Annotated in this window: 15 protein-coding genes; 11 read left to right on the top strand and 4 right to left on the bottom strand. The window is 72.8% G+C overall.

Translation table 11 applies throughout. From position 1 onward, the window contains the following. Positions 1-17 precede the first annotated feature (17 nt). Entirely contained in the window at positions 18-2,399 is a 2,382-nt protein-coding gene (locus tag ACFYM0_RS23820; RefSeq protein ID WP_388504551.1) for a SulP family inorganic anion transporter, read from the bottom strand. Between the two features lie 237 nt (positions 2,400-2,636). Between ACFYM0_RS23820 and ACFYM0_RS23815 the strand changes: the two genes are divergently transcribed. Beyond that, a complete protein-coding gene (locus ACFYM0_RS23815) occupies positions 2,637-3,986 on the top strand; it encodes a hypothetical protein (protein ID WP_388504549.1) in 1,350 nt (449 codons plus the stop codon). On the opposite strand, the gene ACFYM0_RS23810 is transcribed toward ACFYM0_RS23815, so the two are convergent. Further along, positions 3,940-4,950, bottom strand: a complete 1,011-nt coding sequence (locus tag ACFYM0_RS23810) for an ATP-binding protein (RefSeq protein ID WP_388504547.1) — start codon at positions 4,948-4,950, stop codon at positions 3,940-3,942. The genes ACFYM0_RS23815 and ACFYM0_RS23810 overlap by 47 nt on opposite strands. A gap of 109 nt (positions 4,951-5,059) precedes the next feature. Here ACFYM0_RS23810 and ACFYM0_RS23805 point away from each other — a divergent pair, with 109 nt between their 5' ends. Next, positions 5,060-5,947, top strand: coding sequence for an oxidoreductase (locus ACFYM0_RS23805; protein ID WP_388504546.1), 888 nt, complete (start codon positions 5,060-5,062; stop codon positions 5,945-5,947). Positions 5,948-6,402: 455 nt separating this feature from the next. On the opposite strand, the gene ACFYM0_RS23800 is transcribed toward ACFYM0_RS23805, so the two are convergent. Further along, positions 6,403-7,272, bottom strand: a complete 870-nt coding sequence (locus tag ACFYM0_RS23800) for an HAD family hydrolase (protein ID WP_388504543.1) — start codon at positions 7,270-7,272, stop codon at positions 6,403-6,405. 491 nt (positions 7,273-7,763) lie between these two features. Here ACFYM0_RS23800 and ssd point away from each other — a divergent pair, with 491 nt between their 5' ends. The 7 genes from ssd to ACFYM0_RS23765 all read left to right on the top strand — a co-directional run bounded on the left by ssd (position 7,764) and on the right by ACFYM0_RS23765 (position 12,801). Then, positions 7,764-8,951, top strand: coding sequence for a septum site-determining protein Ssd (gene ssd / locus ACFYM0_RS23795; protein ID WP_388504905.1), 1,188 nt, complete (start codon positions 7,764-7,766; stop codon positions 8,949-8,951). Then, complete coding sequence (locus ACFYM0_RS23790) at positions 8,948-10,096, top strand: TadA family conjugal transfer-associated ATPase (RefSeq protein ID WP_388504541.1); 1,149 nt, start codon at positions 8,948-8,950, stop codon at positions 10,094-10,096. The genes ssd and ACFYM0_RS23790 overlap by 4 nt, the downstream gene beginning before the upstream one ends. Next, positions 10,093-10,977 (top strand): type II secretion system F family protein, encoded by an 885-nt coding sequence (locus tag ACFYM0_RS23785; protein WP_388504538.1) that lies wholly within the window; start codon positions 10,093-10,095, stop codon positions 10,975-10,977. The genes ACFYM0_RS23790 and ACFYM0_RS23785 overlap by 4 nt, the downstream gene beginning before the upstream one ends. Then, positions 10,977-11,753, top strand: a complete 777-nt coding sequence (locus ACFYM0_RS23780; RefSeq protein ID WP_388504536.1) for a type II secretion system F family protein — start codon at positions 10,977-10,979, stop codon at positions 11,751-11,753. The genes ACFYM0_RS23785 and ACFYM0_RS23780 overlap by 1 nt, the downstream gene beginning before the upstream one ends. A gap of 145 nt (positions 11,754-11,898) precedes the next feature. Continuing rightward, a complete protein-coding gene (locus tag ACFYM0_RS23775; protein ID WP_388504904.1) occupies positions 11,899-12,090 on the top strand; it encodes a DUF4244 domain-containing protein in 192 nt (63 codons plus the stop codon). Further along, positions 12,077-12,442, top strand: a complete 366-nt coding sequence (locus ACFYM0_RS23770; protein WP_388504533.1) for a TadE family type IV pilus minor pilin — start codon at positions 12,077-12,079, stop codon at positions 12,440-12,442. Before ACFYM0_RS23775 ends, ACFYM0_RS23770 begins: the two co-directional genes overlap by 14 nt. After that, entirely contained in the window at positions 12,439-12,801 is a 363-nt protein-coding gene (locus ACFYM0_RS23765) for an Rv3654c family TadE-like protein (protein WP_388504531.1), read from the top strand. The genes ACFYM0_RS23770 and ACFYM0_RS23765 overlap by 4 nt, the downstream gene beginning before the upstream one ends. 427 nt (positions 12,802-13,228) lie before the next feature. Here the strand turns inward: ACFYM0_RS23765 and ACFYM0_RS23760 are convergent, their stop codons facing one another. Beyond that, a complete protein-coding gene (locus tag ACFYM0_RS23760; RefSeq protein WP_388504529.1) occupies positions 13,229-15,706 on the bottom strand; it encodes a DEAD/DEAH box helicase in 2,478 nt (825 codons plus the stop codon). An 81-nt stretch (positions 15,707-15,787) separates the two neighbouring features. On the opposite strand from ACFYM0_RS23760, the gene bldG reads away from it, so the two are divergent. Both bldG and ACFYM0_RS23750 read left to right on the top strand, forming a co-directional pair. Then, complete coding sequence (bldG, locus tag ACFYM0_RS23755) at positions 15,788-16,129, top strand: anti-sigma factor antagonist BldG (protein WP_243339893.1); 342 nt, start codon at positions 15,788-15,790, stop codon at positions 16,127-16,129. Between the two features lie 101 nt (positions 16,130-16,230). Beyond that, a complete protein-coding gene (locus tag ACFYM0_RS23750; protein ID WP_388504526.1) occupies positions 16,231-16,671 on the top strand; it encodes an ATP-binding protein in 441 nt (146 codons plus the stop codon). The last annotated feature ends 718 nt before the right edge of the window (positions 16,672-17,389 follow it).

Genomic DNA, 17,389 nt, shown 5'->3' with positions numbered 1-17,389 from the left:
GTGGCTCGGTTGGCCGTTCAGCCGCGCAGCGCGCCCGCGCCGACGGTGTCGAAGACCCGGCAGTCGAAGAAGTCCTCCCCCTCCGACAGCAGGTACGCCTGCGCCTCGCCGACGTGGAAGTACATCCCGTGCAGTTCCAGCGTGCCCTCGGCGAGTCGCCGGGCCACCGATTCGTGGGCCCTCAGGTGCTCCAGCTGCTGCACCACATTGGTCAGGCACAGCTGCTCCACGGCATCGGCCGGCAGCCTCCCGGAGATCCGCGCCCAGGCGTGATGGCGGCTGGCCATCCGCTCCAGGCTCGGCAGCCCGTGCCGCAGCCACCGCCGCAGCGGGGTCATCGGCACCCCGGGCGCGGAGCTGAGCAGTGCCTGCATGGCCCCGCACCCCGAATGCCCGCAGACCGTGATGCTGTCCACCTGGAGGACGTCCACGGCGTACTCGATGGCCGCCGCGACCGAATCGTCCGTGGACTCGGCCCCCGGGAGCGGGACGAGATTGCCGACGTTGCGCACCGTGAACAGGTCTCCGGGGCCGCTGGCAGTGATCATGCTCGTCACCAGGCGGGAGTCCGCACAGGTGAGGAAGAGCTGAGAGGGCCGCTGCCCTTCGCGGGCCAGCCGGGCCAGCTCCTCGCGGACGTGCGGTGCCGTGTCCCGCTGGAAGGCGCTGATCCCGTTGGCCAGTTGACCGGCGCCGCGCCCACGGGGCCCGGCCTGTGGCACGGGGGCCGGGGTGGGAGCGGGGGGCGCGGCCGGGCTCTCGGCCGCCGCCGGGTCCGTACGGGCCACCGTGCCCCGGTGGTCGCAGTGGTTCTGCCACGGGGTCCAGGGCCGGCAGCACTGGTGGTCCCCGCGCTGCGCACTCCGCTCGGCCCGCTGGGCCTGCTCGGCTTCGGCGATCCTGGCCCCCGACCGGCCGGTGACCTCCAGCGAGCCACCGTGGGCCAGGTGGGAGTCCTGCCAGTCCTGGAGGGTCTCGTAGGCGGCGTGGTCCATGAACGAGCCGTCCAGCTCGATGACGGCGTGCCCGTGGTGCGGGATCTGGTTCAGCACCCGGCTCAGTCGCGGCACCGCGAGGAACGTCAACTGCCCGCGGGCCCACACCCGGTGGACCCCGCTGTCGAGCTGTTCGACGGTGATCCGGGTCCGGGCCAGGCGGTGCAGGGCCAGGGCGACGGCCATCGCGATGCCGATGGCGACGCCCTCGAGGACTCCGCCGAGCACCACGGCCACGATGGTCGTGGCGTAGACGAGGATCTCGCGGTGCCGGGTGACGGTGCGCAGGTGCGTGGCGCTCACCATCTGCACGCCCACCGCCATCACCAGCGCGGCGAGCGCGGCGAGCGGGATCAGGTCGAGGGCGGGGACGAGCAGTCCGGCGGCGAGCAGGATCCACAGCCCGTGCAGCATGACCGAACGGCGGCTGACGGCACCGGCCTTGACGTTCGCCATGCTGCGGACGGCGCCGCCCGCGACGGGCAGTCCGCCCAGCGCCCCGGAGACGATGTTCGCCGCGCCCTGGCCGCGCAGTTCGCGGTTGAGGTCGGCCCGCGCGGGACGCCCTTGCGTGCCCCGCTGGGTGGCGATGAGCTTGTCGGTGGCCACTGCCGAGAGCAGGGATTCCACACTGCCGACCAGGGTGATGGTCAGGACGGCGGCGATGATGCCGAGGACCGGGCCCTCGGGCAGTTCGGGCAGCGCGTGGCTGCGCCAGGACGGCAGGTCCACGCGGGGCAGGGTGAGCCCGGCGAGGGCGGCGCAGGCCGTGGCGACGACCACGGCGGCCAGCGCGGCGGGCACCTTGCGCAGGTTCCGTCCGGCGCGTCCCGGCAGTCGCGGCCAGCAGAGCAGGACGGCCAGGGTGAGCACGCTGACGCCGAGCGCGGCGGGATGCAGATCGGCCAACTGGTCGGGAAGTCCGCGGACATTGGCCAGGGCGGAGCTCTGCGGGGTGCCGCCGAGCACGATGTGCAGCTGTGCCAGCGCGATGGTCACGCCGACACCTGCGAGCATCCCGTGGACGATCGCCGGGCTCACCATCAGCGCGGACCGGGCGGTCCGCAGCGCGGCCAGCCCGAGCTGACACAGCCCGGCGAGCACCGTGATGGCACAGGTGGTGCGCCAGCCGTAGTGCTGGATCAACTCGGCGGTGACGACGGTGAGTCCCGTCGCGGGACCGCTGACCTGGAGCGGTGTTCCGCCGAGCCGTGCGGCCACGATCCCGCCGGCCGCCGCGGCGACGAGCCCCGCCTGTAGCGGAGCGCCGGTGGCCAGGGCGATGCCGAGGGAGAGCGGCAGGGAGATCAGGAAGACGGCTACGGAGGCGGAGAGGTCGGCCTGGAGGCCGGCCGGGAGGCCTTTGGTGGGGGGAGGGGAAGTGGGGGAGGGGGTGGCTGGCATAGGTCCCGTCTCCTCGAGGGGGAGGGGTGAAGCGGCGGGATTCTCAACACTCGGTAAATGAACGGTAATGGAGAGTAAAGCCCTGTGGTGAGTAATGCGGGCAAACGGCCTAGGAATTAGCGCTGACGGGTGATTAAGCATTTAGTCCGGCTTGTCACACCTTCCTTAAAACGGACCGCATGGGACGTTGCGGCGCGGAAGTCCTGCGACGGAACTGCGAGGGAAGAGGTGCGGCGGATGACTGCCACCACGAAGAGGCCCGCCACGAAGAAGGCCGCCAAGAAGAGGATCGCCGGCGGTCTCGTCGCCACGGCGCTGGTCCTGGGAGTGGCCGGGTGCAGCACCTCGGAGCCCGCCGGCCGTCCGGCCCCGGGAGGTCAGGCGGCCAAGAAGGGCGCGCCCGCGCCGGAAGGCCCGGCTCCGGGCAGTGTCAAGCGGCTCATCGGGGACGGCTCGACCTCGTACACCGGCCTGCAGCCGAACGTACGGAAGGCGGAGAAGCTGAAGCCCGGCGAAAAGCCGCCGCAGTTCGTCGTCTATTCGTGGGACGGGGCGGGAGAGGACAGCCAGAAGCTCTTCTCGCATTTCCGCGAGGTGGGCAAGAAGTACAACGCCCGTATGACGTACTTCCTCAGCGGCGTGTACATGCTCCCGGAGGAGAAGCGTTCCCTCTACACCGCACCCCAGCACTCCGCGGGCCGCTCCGACATCGGCTTCGGCGACCCCCAGGGCATCAAGGACACCGCTCTCCAGGTGCGCGAGGCCTGGCTGGAGGGCAACGAGATCGGCACCCACTTCAACGGCCACTTCTGCGGACCCGAGGGCGGCGTCGGGACCTGGTCCGTGGACGAGTGGAAGAGCGAGATCAACCAGGCCAAGTCCTTCGTCAAGAACTGGAAGACGAACTCGCCCGCCCTCAAGGGCATGGAGGCGCTCCCGTTCGACTACGACAAGGAGATGATCGGGGCCCGCACCCCGTGCCTCGAAGGCCAGAAGAACTTCATGCTGGCGGCGAAGGAGATGGGCGGCTTCCGCTACGACTCCAGCGGCATCAGCAAGCAGATCTGGCCGAAGAAGACCGACGGCCTCTGGGACATCCCGCTTCAGCTGGTCCCCATGCCGGGCCGCGCCTTCGAAACGCTCAGCATGGACTACAACTACCTGGTCAACCAGTCCGGGACGACCACGCAGGGCGATCCCTCCCAGCACGCCTACTGGGGTGAGCAGATGCGAGACGGCCTGGTCAAGGCCTTCGAGCGGACCTACCAGGGCAACCGTGCGCCGCTGATCATCGGCAACCACTTCGAATCCTGGAACGGCGGCACCTACATGCGTGCCGTCGAGGACTCCATCAAGACCATGTGCACGCAGAAGGAGGTCCGCTGCGTGCCCTTCCGGGAGCTGGTGGACTGGCTGGACGCCCAGGACCCGAAGGCCCTGGAGTGGATGCGCACCCTCGACGTCGGCGAGGCGCCGAAGGCGGGCTGGAACACCTTCCTGACGGCGGGGCCGCCGGCCAAGCCGGCCGCCCCCGCCGGGGTCAAGCCGGCTGCGGAGCCGGCAGAAGCGAGTCAGAGCGAGGAGTGAGCAGCTCCCGTAGGACGAAACCGGGGTCGACCTGATCAGCCAGGTCGACCCCGGTCTTCGCGTTGCCCCAGCTCTCCGCGTTGCGCAGGTGGAAGTGGACCATCTGCTCGGTGTACCGCTCCCAGTCGCGGTGCGCGTAGGAGTCGTCCGCGGCGTCCTGGAGCGCCTGCAGGGCCAGCCGGTTGGTGGCCTCCAGCAGCTCGAAGGCGGCAGGTCGGCCCTTCTCCATCGCCCGCACCCAGTCCGACTGCCCGACGGTGACCAGCAGGTCCTCGCCGGCCTCGTCCTGGAGGAACTCGATGTCCTCCGGACCCTGCACCTTGTTGCCGACGACCTTGAGCGTGATCCCGAAGTCCCGCGCGTACTCCTTGTACTGGCGGTAGACGGAGATGCCCTTGCGGGTCGGTTCGGCGACCAGGAAGGTCACGTCGAAGCGGGTGAACATGCCGGAGGCGAAGGAGTCCGAACCGGCCGTCATGTCGACGACGACGTACTCGTCCGGGCCGTCGGCGAGGTGGTTGAGGCACAGCTCGACCGCGCCGACCTTGGAGTGGTAGCAGGCCACGCCCAGGTCGGACTCGGTGAACGGGCCCGTCGCCATCAGCCGCACGGGCTCGCCGTCGAGGGTGAGGGTGCGCGCGCAGGCGTCGTAGACGGGGTTGTCCTCGTCGACCCGCAACAGCCGGGAGCCGGTGCCGGGCGGAGTCGTTTTGATCATGGTGTCGGCGGAGGCGATGCGCGGGTTGGATCCCCGCAGATAGTCCTTGATCAGAGGCAGGTGCGCGCCCAGCGCGGGCAGCGAGGCCGCGTCGTCCTCGCTGAGTCCGAGCGCGGTGCCCAGGTGCTGGTTGATGTCGGCGTCCACCGCGACGACACGGGCTTCATTGGAGGCGAGGTGGCGGATGAAAAGGGAGGACAGCGTGGTCTTGCCGCTGCCGCCCTTCCCCACGAAAGCGATCTTCATGTTCACGAAGGGTAGTGGGTCGGTGGCTTTGTGTTGTATGCCTGAGTGAAGAAGACCACTCCAAGGAGGGGTCGGTGCTATGGGGGAGCAGTGCGTAGGCTCCTTACTTATGAGTAGCGCCTCTGCTTCCGCCGCCTCTTCGGCCCCTTCCGCTTCTTCCGCCGCCGCGGCCTCTTCCGGAGCCGCCGCCGACCCGCTCGCTCCCCTGTCCGGTCTGCCGGGCGTCGCCGAGTCCGTGGATTCCGTACGCAAGGCCGTGGACCGGGTCTACGGCCACCGCGTCATGCGCCGCCGCGCCGGGGAGATCACCTCGGAGGCCGCGCTGCGCGGGGCCCGCGGGAGCGCGGCGCTGTCCGGGGCCGACTGGGCGCTGGAGGAGGTCCGCCGCCGGAGCGACTTCGGCTCGGAGCCCGAGGCGCGCACGGTGGGTGCCGCCCTGCGCCTGACGGCGGAGGCGGGCCAGCTGCTGAGCATCTGGCGCCAGTCGCCGCTACGGGTCCTGGCGCGGCTCCACCTGGTGGCCTCGGGCTCCACGGCCGACGGCGACGTGGTCGGCAGGCCCCGCCTGGCCGGTGAGCCGGTGGACGAGCCCCTGATCGACCTGCCCCTGCCCGACGCGCAGGAGGTGGCGGGCCGGCTGGACGGGCTCTCCCGCCTGATCATCGCGGGCGGATCCGCTCCGGCACTGATCACGGCGGCGGTGGTGCACGGCGAGCTGCTCGCGCTGCGTCCGTTCGGTTCGTACAACGGCCTGGTGGCGCGGACGGCGGAGCGGATCGTACTCATCAACAGCGGCCTGGACCCGAAGGCGATCTGTCCGGCGGAGGTCGGTCACGCGGAGCAGGGCAAGGAGGCCTACGTGGAGGCCTTCAAGGGCTACGTCTCGGGAACGGCGGAGGGGATGTCGGCCTGGATCGCGCACTGCGGCCGGGCGATCGAGCTCGGGGTCCGCGAGTCGACGGCGGTCTGTGAGGCGCTCCAGCGCGGCGCGGCCTGACGGGTCCGGGTGGGGCCGGGCGGGTCCGGGCGGGGCCTTCGCGGGTCCGGGCAGGGCCTCACGGGGGCCTCTTCGCGGGTCCGGGCACGGCCTCACGGGGCCTGGCGGGCCCCGGACATGGGTTGCGGCGACACCGTACTGCTCTGGTGTCGCCGCTGGCATTTACGCCCAGTTACCAAGCGTCCTCGATGATTGCCCATCAGGTCGGGATCTTTGCCCGTTCCCTGGTGCGGCTGGCCCGTAATCGACGGGTCGACGTCGCGTGGGTGCTCGGCGTTCATGCTTCGGTCCGTGGGCCTTACTGCGTTTTAAAGATGATCCTCTCGGATGTTCTTTGGTCTCGCGGGCCGTTGCTTCATTTGTACTCCGCTTCGGAGTGGAGCGAAACCCCTGGCCGCATTTCTTTGCTTTCCGGTGCGATTCCTGATGTATCGGACATCCGGTGTTCTTGCAGGTCAGTGGGGTGCCGTGGCGGCCAGGGCGCGCCGCCGGCTCGCGTACCAGACCAGTCCGGCGGTGGCCGCGGCAGCGCCCACCGCGGCTGCGGCGACCAGCGCCGGCCGTGCCGGCATCGACAGCCCCGGGAGCCGCTGCTTCAGCCGTACAGGCCGGTTGAAGACCAGTACCGGCCACTCGCGCGCCACCGCCTCCCGCCGCAGTGCCCGGTCGGGGTTGACCGCGTGCGGGTGCCCGACCGTCTCCAGCATCGGGATGTCGGTGACCGAGTCGCTGTACGCGTAGCAGCGCGAGAGGTCGTACCCCTCGGACTCCGCGAGTTCCCGTACGGCCTCCGCCTTGGTGGGGCCGTAGGCGTAGTACTCGATCTCGCCGGTGAAGCAGCCGTCCTCGCCGACGACCATCCGCGTGGCGACGACCCGGTCGGCGCCGAGCATCTCGCCGATGGGCTCGACGACCTCGGCTCCGGAGGTGGACACGATCACCACGTCGCGGCCCGCGGTGTGGTGGGCCTCGATGAGGGAGGCGGCCTCGTCGTAGATCAGTGGGTCGATGAGGTCGTGCAAGGTCTCGGCGACGATCTCCCGGACCTGCTGCACGTTCCACCCCTTGCAGAGGGCGGACAGGTACTCCCGCATCCGTTCCATCTGATCGTGGTCGGCGCCGCCGGCCAGATAGATGAACTGCGTGTAGGCGGTGCGCAGCACGGCCCTTCGGTTGATCAGGCCGCCCTGGTAGAAGGACTTGCTGAACGTCAGAGTGCTCGACTTCGCAATGACCGTCTTGTCCAGGTCGAAGAAGGCTGCGGTGCGAGGCAAGGAGTGCGGCAAGGGCTGATTTTCCACGACCCGAGCATATGCGCCCACCATTCGGCGTAAAGTGCGGCGCGTGGGTTTGCCTGAGAAGGCTCTCGGGTACACCATGGAAGTCACGGATCGTTCGCGACCGTGCTAACCCGGTCTGGCTCCTCCCCCCCCGAGTCGGACCGTGGGGACGACCCCCGCTCTCCCCCCCGGCGGGGGTCGTCGCATGTCCGGACGCGGTTTGCGTCCCTGCTTTCGACCCCAAGTGATCATTCCTGGGTCCTCCTCGTCTGTGAGGGGCCCGCGCGTCGAAGGCCCTCACCCCATCGAACTCGTCACGCTGCGTAGTGGTTCCGGCGCGCTCCGGAACTCACCTGTAGGGGTGAGCGGGTTATTCACAATGGGGCGGCTGTCCACGGTTTTAGAGCAAGATCCACTTCTTTTCCCTGATCCCGTCACGGTGATTCCGGCCGCGAAGTCCGCGGCGCTGGATTTGCGGTGAGAAGGAGGCGGAGATCGTGGCTGGATCGAAGTCGTGTGAAGTCCGGGATCTCGCGGTGGCGGGCGGGGACAGGCCGAATCCCGGGGCCGGCGGGCCTTTGGCCGCCGGTGGACGGCCGCTGATCATCACCGAGGACCCCCTGCTGCTCGACGACCTGCTGCGGCTGTGCGCCGCCGCGGGCGCCGAGCCGCATGTGCACCACGCGGTGCCGGAGCAAAGCGGAGCCGATCGTGAGAGTGGCGACGGGAGCGACGGGAGCGGCGGAGGTGCCGCTGGTGTCACGGGGGTGGCGGGGGTCGGCTGGGAATCTGCGCCCCTCGTGCTGGTCGGCGACGACGCCGCCCGGCGGGTGCGCGGCGCACCCCGGCGGGACGGGGTCTTCCTCGTCGGCCGGGATCTGGACGACCCCCACGTCTGGCAGCGGGCGGTGGAGATCGGCGCCGAGGAGGTGCTGACCCTCCCCGACGCCGAGAGCAGGCTCGTCGACAGGATCGCCGACGTGGTGGAAGGCGCCGGGCGGCCCGCCCTCACGGTCGGGGTGATCGGGGGCAGCGGCGGAGCCGGAGCCTCGACCCTCGCCTGCGCCCTGGCCCTGAGGGCGGCCCGGGCCGGCGAGCGGACCATCCTCATCGACGGCGACCCCCTCGGCGGCGGTATGGACGTCCTCCTCGGAGGCGAAGCCGCCGAAGGGCTGCGCTGGCCCGACTTCGCCGCCTCGCGCGGCCGGGTCGGCGCCGGAGCCCTGGCCGAATCCCTGCCCGAGCTGCACGCCCTGAGGGTGCTCAGCTGGGACCGCGGGGACCGGGTGGTGGTGCCGCCCGCCGCCATGCGCTCGGTGGTGGCCGCGGCGCGGCGCCGGGGCGGGGTCGTCGTGGTCGACCTGCCGCGCCGCGTCGACGAAGCGGTGGCGGAGGTGCTCGCGCAGCTGGACCTGGTGCTGATGGTGGTGCGGGGCGAGTTGCGGGCGGTGGCCGCCGCCGGCCGGGTGTCCGCCGGAGTCCGCATGGTGGCCCGCGACGTTCGCGTGGTCGTACGGGGACCCGCGCCCGGCGGACTCGACGCGGAGGCCGTCGCCGGACTGCTGGGGGTGCCGCTGGCCGGGGAAGTACCGGTCGAGGTCGGGCTCCCGGGCCGGGTGGCCGAGGGGGAGCCCCCGGGAGCGCACGGTCGGGGCGCCCTCGCCCGCTTCTGCGACGGCTTCTGGCAGCGCGCGCTCGGCTCCGCCCAGGGGGTGTCGGCATGAGCGCCGTGCTCCTCGACGCGGTGCGCCAGCGGCTCGCCGAGAGCGGGGCGGAGCCGACCCCGGCGCGGGTGGCGGCGGCCCTGCGGGCCCAGGGCCGGCTGCTGGGCGACGCGGAGGTGCTCGGCGTCGCCGCGGAACTGAGGTCCGAACTGGTGGGCGCGGGCCCGCTGGAGGCGCTCCTCGCCGACCCCGAGGTCACCGACGTCCTGGTGGCCGCCCCCGACCGGGTGTGGGTGGACCGCGGCGGCGGGCTGGAGCTGACCGGGGTGACCTTCGCCGACGCCGCCGCGGTGCGCAGGCTCGCCCAGCGGCTCGCCGCCGTCGCCGGACGCCGCCTCGACGACGCCCGGCCCTGGGTGGACGCCCGGATGCCCGACGGCACCCGCTTGCACGCCGTACTGCCTCCGGTGGCCGTCGGCTCGGCGTGCCTGTCCCTGCGGGTGGTGCGGCCGCGCGCCTTCACGCTGGAGGAGCTGGTCGAGGCGGGCACGCTGCCGCCCGGCGGGCAGCGGCTGCTGCGGGACATGGTGCGGGCCCGGCTGTCCTTCCTGGTCTCGGGCGGGACGGGCACCGGCAAGACCACCCTGCTCAGCGCCCTGCTCGGGCTGGTCGGCCCCGGGGAGCGGATCGTGCTCGCCGAGGACTCGGCCGAGCTGCGGCCCGACCATCCGCACGTGGTCCGGCTGGAGACCCGGCCGGCCAACCAGGAGGGTGCCGGCCAGGTCACCCTCGCCGACCTGGTCCGCCAGGCCCTGCGGATGAGGCCCGACCGGCTCGTCGTCGGCGAAGTCCGCGGCGCCGAGGTCGCGGACCTGCTGGCCGCCCTCAACACGGGACACGAAGGCGGCTGTGGCACGGTCCACGCGAATGCCGCCGCCCACGTGCCGGCCCGGCTGGAAGCCCTCGGTACGGCCGCCGGACTCGACCGGGCCGCCCTTCACAGCCAGTTGGCGGCGGCCCTGACGCTGGTGGTCCACCTCGTACGGGACCGGGCCGGCCGGCGCCGGGTCGCCGAGGTGCACGTCCTGGAGCGGGACCCGGCCGGGCTCGTGGTCACCGTGCCAGCGCTGCGCTGGGGCGCCCGGGGGTTCGTACGGGACCGGGGCTGGGAGCGGCTGCGCCCGCTGCTCGCGGGTGCCCGGTGAGCGCCGGGGCGGTGGTGCCGCTGCCGGTGATCGCCGGGGTGCTGTGCGCCGGAGCGGCCGCCTGGGCGCTGGCCGGGGCCGACCGGGTGCCCCGGCGGGCCAGGGCGGTACTGGCCGGGGCGGGGCCACCGGTACCGGCCGGACCGGCGCCCTGGGAACACCTGGTGGCCGCAGTCAGGCTCCGGGCCACGCGCAGCCGGGAGTGGACCTGCCTCGGGGCCGGGCTGGTGCTCGCACTGCTGGGCGGGTCGGTGATCCCGATGGTCGCCGGGGCGGCCGCCGTGCCGCTGGTCCGCCGGTGGCTGCGGGCCAGGGAGCGGGCGCGGGCCCGGACGGCGCGGGCCGCCGAAGTGGTGGCCCTGTGCGGAGCGGTGGCGGGCGAGCTGCGCGCCGGTGCGCAGCCCGGCCGGGCGCTGACCGAGGCGATGCGCCGCACGGTGTCCGGCCCCGGCGGGCCGGGAGCCGCGGAGGCCGGCGTCCTGGCGGCCGCTGCCTTCGGCGGGGACGTGGCCGCAGCACTGCGGCAGGCGGCCCGGGAGCCCGGCGCGGAGGGGCTGGCGGCGATGGCGGCCTGCTGGCGGGTCTCGGTGGACGGCGGCGCCGGGCTGGCCGCCGGACTGGACCGGCTGGAAGGGGCCTTGCGGGCCGAGCGGGACCGGGAGGAATCACTGCGCGCCCAGCTCGCGGGAGCGAGATCGACGACGGCGGTGCTCGCCCTGCTCCCGGCGGTCGGTCTGCTCATCGGTACCGGGCTGGGGGCCGATCCGCTGCGGGTGCTCCTGCACACGCCGGTGGGGTGGGGCTGCCTGCTCGCGGGCTCGGCACTGGAGGCGCTGGGGCTGCTGTGGTGCCGGCGCATCGTAAGGGTGGGGGAGCGGTGATGGACGGCTTCGCGATCCACAGGCTGGGGATGGCCCTGTGCCTCGCGGCGGCGGCGCTGTGGGCGGCCTCGGCGGTGGCGGCGCGCATCGGGGAGCGGGCGGCCCGGCGACGGCTCACCCGGATGCTCGCGGCGGAGGCGGCGCACAGGCGGCCGCCCGCCGGGCCCCGGCTGCGGGTGGCGGTGACGGCCTGGGCCGGGCCCGCCGGAGCACTGGCGGCGGCCTGGCTGCTGATCGGGGGGCTCGCTGGAGCGGCGGCAGGCTGCGCGGCGGGCTTCGCGGTCCGCAGGTGGCTCGCGCGACGGCGGCCGGCCACAGGGGTCGACCACGGGGAGGCGGAGCGTCAGCTTCCGTTCGCAGCCGACCTGTTGGCCGCGTGTCTGGCGGCCGGGGCCGGGCCGGTGGACGCCGCCGAGGCGGTGGGGGAATCGCTGGGCGGCCCGGTGGGGGACCGGCTGGCGATGGCCGGAGCGGAGCTGCGCCTCGGCGGCGAACCGGGCGCCGCGTGGGGGAGGTTGGCGGAGATACCGGGAGCGCGCGCCCTGGCCGAATGCCTCGAGCGCTCCGCACGCACGGGGGCGCCCGCCGCGGAACCGGTGTCCCGGCTCGCGTCGACGCTCCGGGCAGACCGCGCCCGCCGGGCGGGAGCCCGGGCGCAGCGGGCGGCGGTCCTCGTCACCGCGCCGGTGGGCTTGTGCTTCCTCCCCGCCTTCCTCGCGCTGGGAGTGGCGCCGGTGGTGATCGGAATGGCCTCCGGCCTCCTCTCCGCCGGCTGAGGGGCCGGCTGAGGGGCTGACTGACGGGCCGATCGAATTGGCCACCTGAAATGACCATCTGACATCTGAGATCTGAGATCACGTCAAAAAGCTGAATCAACGGGAGGTTGTCATGTCGATCATCTGGATTCGCGTGCGGGCGGCAATGACGGGGCTGGCGGGGCGGGCGGGACTGAAGGGCCGCGGGGGCGACGCGGGAATGTCCACATCCGAATACGCCATGGGCACGATCGCGGCGTGTGCGTTCGCGGCCGTTCTGTACAAGGTGGTGACGAGTGAACTGGTCTCGACGGCACTTCAGTCGACCATCGGAAAGGCGCTCGATGCGCCGTTCTGACCGCGGTTCTGACCGCGGATATGTGACGGCGGAGGCGGCCCTGGTGATTCCGGCGCTGGTGCTGTTCGCGGCGCTGCTGGTGTGGGCGCTGATGGCGGCGGCCGCGCAGATCCGGTGTGTGGACGCCGCTCGGGCCGGTGCCCGGTCGGCGGCCCGCTCGGAGCCGGCGGGCGCGGCGGTCGCGGCAGCCGAGGCGGCCGCCCCGCCCGGGGCGCGGGTGGAGCTCTCGCGGGCGGGTGACCTGTGGCGGGTCCGCGTCACGGCTCCCGCTCCGGGACCGGCCGCGCTGCCGGTCCGGCTCACCGCCCTGGCCGCCGCCCTGGCCGAGGACACCGTGGGGCCGCCGCCGTGACCGGGAGGTGTGCGGGCGCGCGGGACCGGGGGTCGGCCACGGTGTGGGCGGTCGTGGTGGCGACCGTGCTGGTGGCGGTGTTCGGCGGGGTGCTCCTGCTCGGGCAGGCGGTGGTCTCCCGGCACCGTGCTGCGGCCGCGGCCGACCTGGCCGCCCTCGCGGCGGCGGCGAGCTGGGCCCACGGCCCGGAGGCCGCCTGCGCCACGGCGATACGGGTGGCGGTGGCGCAGGGCGCGCGGGTCACCGAGTGCGGGGTGACGGGCGAGGTCGCGGAGGTCACCGCCCGCGCCCCGACGGGCCCCTTCGGGCCGGAGCTGCGCTCTCGCGCGGGCCCGCCGTTGCCCGGGGAGCCCCGTTGAGGGGGCCTCCACGGGACCGGGTCCCCCGGGGCGGTGGCGGGCGGGCTGCAGGGCTGCGGGGCTGCGGGGCTGCGGGGCTGCGGGGCTGCGGGGCTGCAGGGCTGCACGGCTGCGGGGCCACGGATGTCCGGGTGGCCCGTCCGGGTGGGCCGTCTGGGAGAGGGCCCGGGAATACGAGCGCGGTCGAGGGGAGGTACGGGGGAGTGGTCCGGGCCGGCTGCCACTTGTCCCAGTGACCAGTGACCAGTGACCAGTGACCGGCCACCGGCCACCTGACACTGTCCGGGTGGCCCTAGGGGCGATATCAAGCCAATCGCCGACGATCCCGCGAAGCCGGTGCCCCGGCCGCGCCGGCTGCGACCGGGGCGGCGGCTCCGGCCCGGGGTTCGCCCGGAGGGGCCCGGCCCGTCCGGGGGACCTGAGGGGCTCAGGGCGTCTCTGACGGTGACGGTGCCGGTGCCGGGGATTCCGAGAGGAGGTGGGTGAGCAGGCGGACGGCGCCGCGCTTGTGCAGGGGGTCGTTGCCGTTGCCGCACTTGGGGGACTGGATGCAGGAGGGGCAGCCGGCCTCGCACTCGCAGGCGGCGATCGCGTCCCGGGTCGCCGTCAGCCAGGCGCGGGCCGTGTGGAAGGCGCGCTCGGCGAAGCCCGCTCCGCCCGGGTGGCCGTCGTAGACGAAGACCGTCGGGAGGAGGGTGTCGGGATGCAGCGGGACGGAAACCCCGCCGATGTCCCAGCGGTCGCAGGTGGCGAAGAGCGGGAGCAGGCCGATCGAGGCGTGCTCGGCGGCGTGCAGGGCGCCGCCGAGGATCTCCGGGTTGATCCGGGCCTCGTCCAGCTGTTCCTCGGTGACCGTCCACCACACGGCCCGGGTGCGCAGGGTGCGGGGCGGCAGGTCCAGTTTGGCCTCGCCGAGCACCTCGCCGGTGATCAGTTTGCGGCGCAGGTACGAGACGACCTGGTTGGTGACCTCCACGGAGCCGAAGCAGAGCCTGCCCCGCCCCCAGGCGATCTCCGTCTCGGTTTCCAGGACCGAGATGGCGGTCGTGTCGCGGGCCGTGGTGGAGAACGGCGGGCTGGCCTCCTCGACCAGCGCGACGGAGTCCGCCAGGTCCAGGTGCTTCACGAGGTACGTGCGGCCCTGGTGGAGGTGGACCGCCCCGTCGTGGACGGCGGTGTGGGAGGCCTCCTCGTCGACCGTGCCCAGCAGCCGGCCCGTGGCGGCTTCGACGATCTGGACCGGGCGTCCGCCGCCGCCCCGGATGTCGGTGAGGTCCGAGGCCCGTTCCCGGCGGGTCCAGTGCCAGGCCGTGGCCCGGCGGCGCAGCAGTTTCGCCGCTTCGAGCTGGGGGAGGAGATCGCGTGCCGCCGGGCCGAAGAGGTCGAGGTCGGGCTCCGTGAGGGGTAGCTCGGCCGCGGCCGCGCACAGGTGCGGGGCCAGGACGTACGGGTTGTCGGGGTCCAGGACCGTGGCCTCCACCGGCTGCCGGAAGAGGGCCTCGGGGTGGTGGACCAGGTAGGTGTCCAGCGGGTCGTCGCGGGCGATCAGGACGGCCAGCGCGCCCTGGCCCGAGCGTCCGGCCCGGCCGGCCTGCTGCCACAGGGAGGCGCGGGTGCCCGGGTAGCCGGTGATCAGGACGGCGTCGAGGCCGGAGACGTCCACGCCCAGCTCCAGGGCGGTCGTCGCGGCCAGGCCGAGCAGGTCGCCGGAGTGCAGGGCCCGCTCCAGGGCCCGGCGCTCCTCGGGCAGGTAGCCGCCGCGGTAGGCCGCGACCCGCCCGGGCAGCGAGCGGTCGACGGCGGCGAGCTTCTCCTGGGCGATCACGGCGATCAGCTCGGCACCGCGCCGGGAGCGGACGAAGGCGACCGTGCGGACGCCCTGGACGACCAGGTCGGTGAGGAGATCGGCGGTCTCGGCGGTGGCCGTACGCCGTACGGGAGCCCCCCGCTCGCCCTTGAGGTCGGTCAGGGGCGGCTCCCACAGGGCGAAGACGACCTCGCCCCGCGGGGAGGCGTCGTCGGAGACCTCCACCACCGGCAGGCCGGTCAGCCGGGACGCGGCGGTGGCCGGGTCGCTCGCGGTGGCCGAGGCCAGCAGGAACACGGGATCGGAGCCGTAGCGGGCGCACAGCCGGCGCAGTCTCCGCAGGACCTGGGCGACGTGGGAGCCGAAGACGCCCCGGTAGGTGTGGCACTCGTCGATGACCACGTAGCGCAGGGCCCGCAGGAAGGAGGACCAGCGCGGGTGGGCCGGGAGGATCCCCCGGTGCAGCATGTCGGGGTTGGTGAGGACGTAGTTCGCGTACTGGCGCACCCACTCGCGCTCCTCGACCGGGGTGTCCCCGTCGTACACGGCGGGCCGGACGGCGTTGCCGAGGGGGCCTGCCAGTTCCCGTACGGCGCGGCGCTGGTCGGCGGCCAGGGCCTTGGTCGGGGCCAGGTACAGGGCGGTCGCGCCCCGGCCGTTGGGAGCTTCGGCGCCGTCGGCGAGGGCGGAGAGCACGGGCGCGAGGTAGGCCAGCGACTTGCCCGAGGCGGTTCCCGTGGCGACGACGACGGACTCCCCGTCGAGGGCGTGCTCGGCGGCCGCGGCCTGGTGTTCCCACGGATGGTCGATCCCGGCGGCCTGAATCGCGGCTACGACATCGGTTCGGATGCGATCGGGCCAGACCGCATGACGACCCTCCCGAGGGGGCAAGTGCTCCGTATGGGTGATGCGCGCAGCCCGGGAAGGCCCCCGTGACAGCCGGTCCAGGACCGTGCCGGGGGTGGGTCTGACGTCCTCGGGTGCCGTGGGCGGACCGGGACGGTGAGTGTTGGCCATTGGAACCGAGTGTGTCACCGGCGTGCGGGACAATGGTCCGAAGGCGTCGTGCGCGCCTGCCGGTAAGTGATTGAATGCCATCGCGGCAGCCAATCCCTCGCCCACCTTCGGGTGGGGAGGCCCCTGGGGGGCGCCGCTCGATAGCAAGGTGCTGGAGGATCCGTGGACCTGTCCCTGTCGACTCGCACTGTCGGCGACCGTACGGTCGTGGAGGTCGGTGGCGAGATTGATGTGTATACCGCGCCCAAGCTGCGCGAGCAGTTGGTCGAGTTGGTGAACGACGGCAGCTACCACCTGGTTGTCGACATGGAGCGAGTGGACTTCCTCGACTCCACCGGACTTGGTGTGCTCGTGGGAGGCCTCAAGCGCGTCCGCGCGCACGAGGGCTCGCTGCGTCTGGTCTGCAACCAGGAGCGCATCCTGAAGATCTTCCGAATCACCGGTCTGACCAAGGTGTTTCCGATCCACAACTCGGTGGAAGACGCCGTCAACGCCACCGACTGACGGCGCTCGGCGGCGAAACGGCCGAAGATGGAGCGGGGGGTACCGGGCCACAAGCGGTCCGGGCCCCTGTAAGGCACGCCCGTAGTCCGAGGGGGACGCGCATGGCCACCGTTGAACTGCGCTTCAGCGCCCAGCCCGAACACGTCCGGACGGCCCGCCTGGTCGCGGCCGCCGTGGCGCGGCGGGCCGGTGTGGAGGAAGCCGTCCTCGACGAGGTCCGCCTCGCCGTGGGCGAGGCCTGTTCGCGTGCCGTCGGACTACATCGCAGCAACGGGCTGACCGCGCCCGTCCGGGTGGTGCTGACCGAGGAGGAGAAGGTGTTCTCCATCGAGGTCAGCGACGAAGTACCCGGACCGGCCGGCGGCCCGTCTGCCGCCGTGCCCGGAATCGACGCCGTCCTGGACCCCGACACCGAGGGCGAGGACGAGATGGGCCTTGCCGTGATCAGCGGCCTGGTCGACGACGTCGACGTCATCAGCGGGGAAAACGGCGGGACCATCCGGATGAGCTGGCCCGTTTCGGGAACCTCCGAACTGTCGTAGCCGGCCGTAGTCCGGCCGCGGCTGCAGTCGGGCCGGGGTCCGGCTCCGGCCGCCGTCCGAGTGCGGCTCCGGTCTGGGGCCGAGTTCGGCTCCGGTCTGGGTCCGAGTTCGGCTCCGGCCTGGGTTCGGCCTGCCCATCGCTTCGTGCCCGCCGGGTGGCCTCGTGCCGCCCGGCGGGTTTTCGTGCTGCCCCGGGGGGCCGTGTCCCGCTCGGGGGCTTCGTGCTGCCCTGCGGTGGGCCGGCCGGCCCCGGGGGTGCCCGTCCCTTGTGGACGCCGCTTGGCGGGTTCTCGTGGTGACCGGCGGGTTCTCGTCCCGGCCGGGGGGTTTCGTGGTTCCCGGTCTGTTTCCTGTCCCGGCCGGCCCTCGCGGCGGTCGCTTCCCGGAGGCGTGCCGTCCGGCGACGGGGGACCGGGCGGGTGCCGGTAAGGCGTCGGAGCACCGGGGGCGGGGGCACCGATGATGTTCCGCCGCGCGTGCCGACGTATCTTCTGATCTTATTCAAGGCCCTGCCGAGCAGGGCCTTTCGGGTAACCGTAGATCCATTTCGTGATCGTTCTCCAGCGGTTTTGCAGATCGGTGATCAGGCGTCAATGCTTTTGCCCCGTTACCGCTTTCGAGGGTAATGGAGTGACCAGATCTATTGGTGAGGAGCAAGTGCGAGCCAATTCCGTTTCCTGCGTACTGTTTTGATCGGGTCCCGCTCCCTACAATCCGT

Origin of the sequence: Streptomyces sp. NPDC006487, from assembly GCF_042870555.1 — a bacterium.
GTDB lineage: Bacteria > Actinomycetota > Actinomycetes > Streptomycetales > Streptomycetaceae > Streptomyces.
Note: the sequence above shows the minus strand (reverse complement) of the source record. Positions and strands in the feature narration are given on the sequence as shown.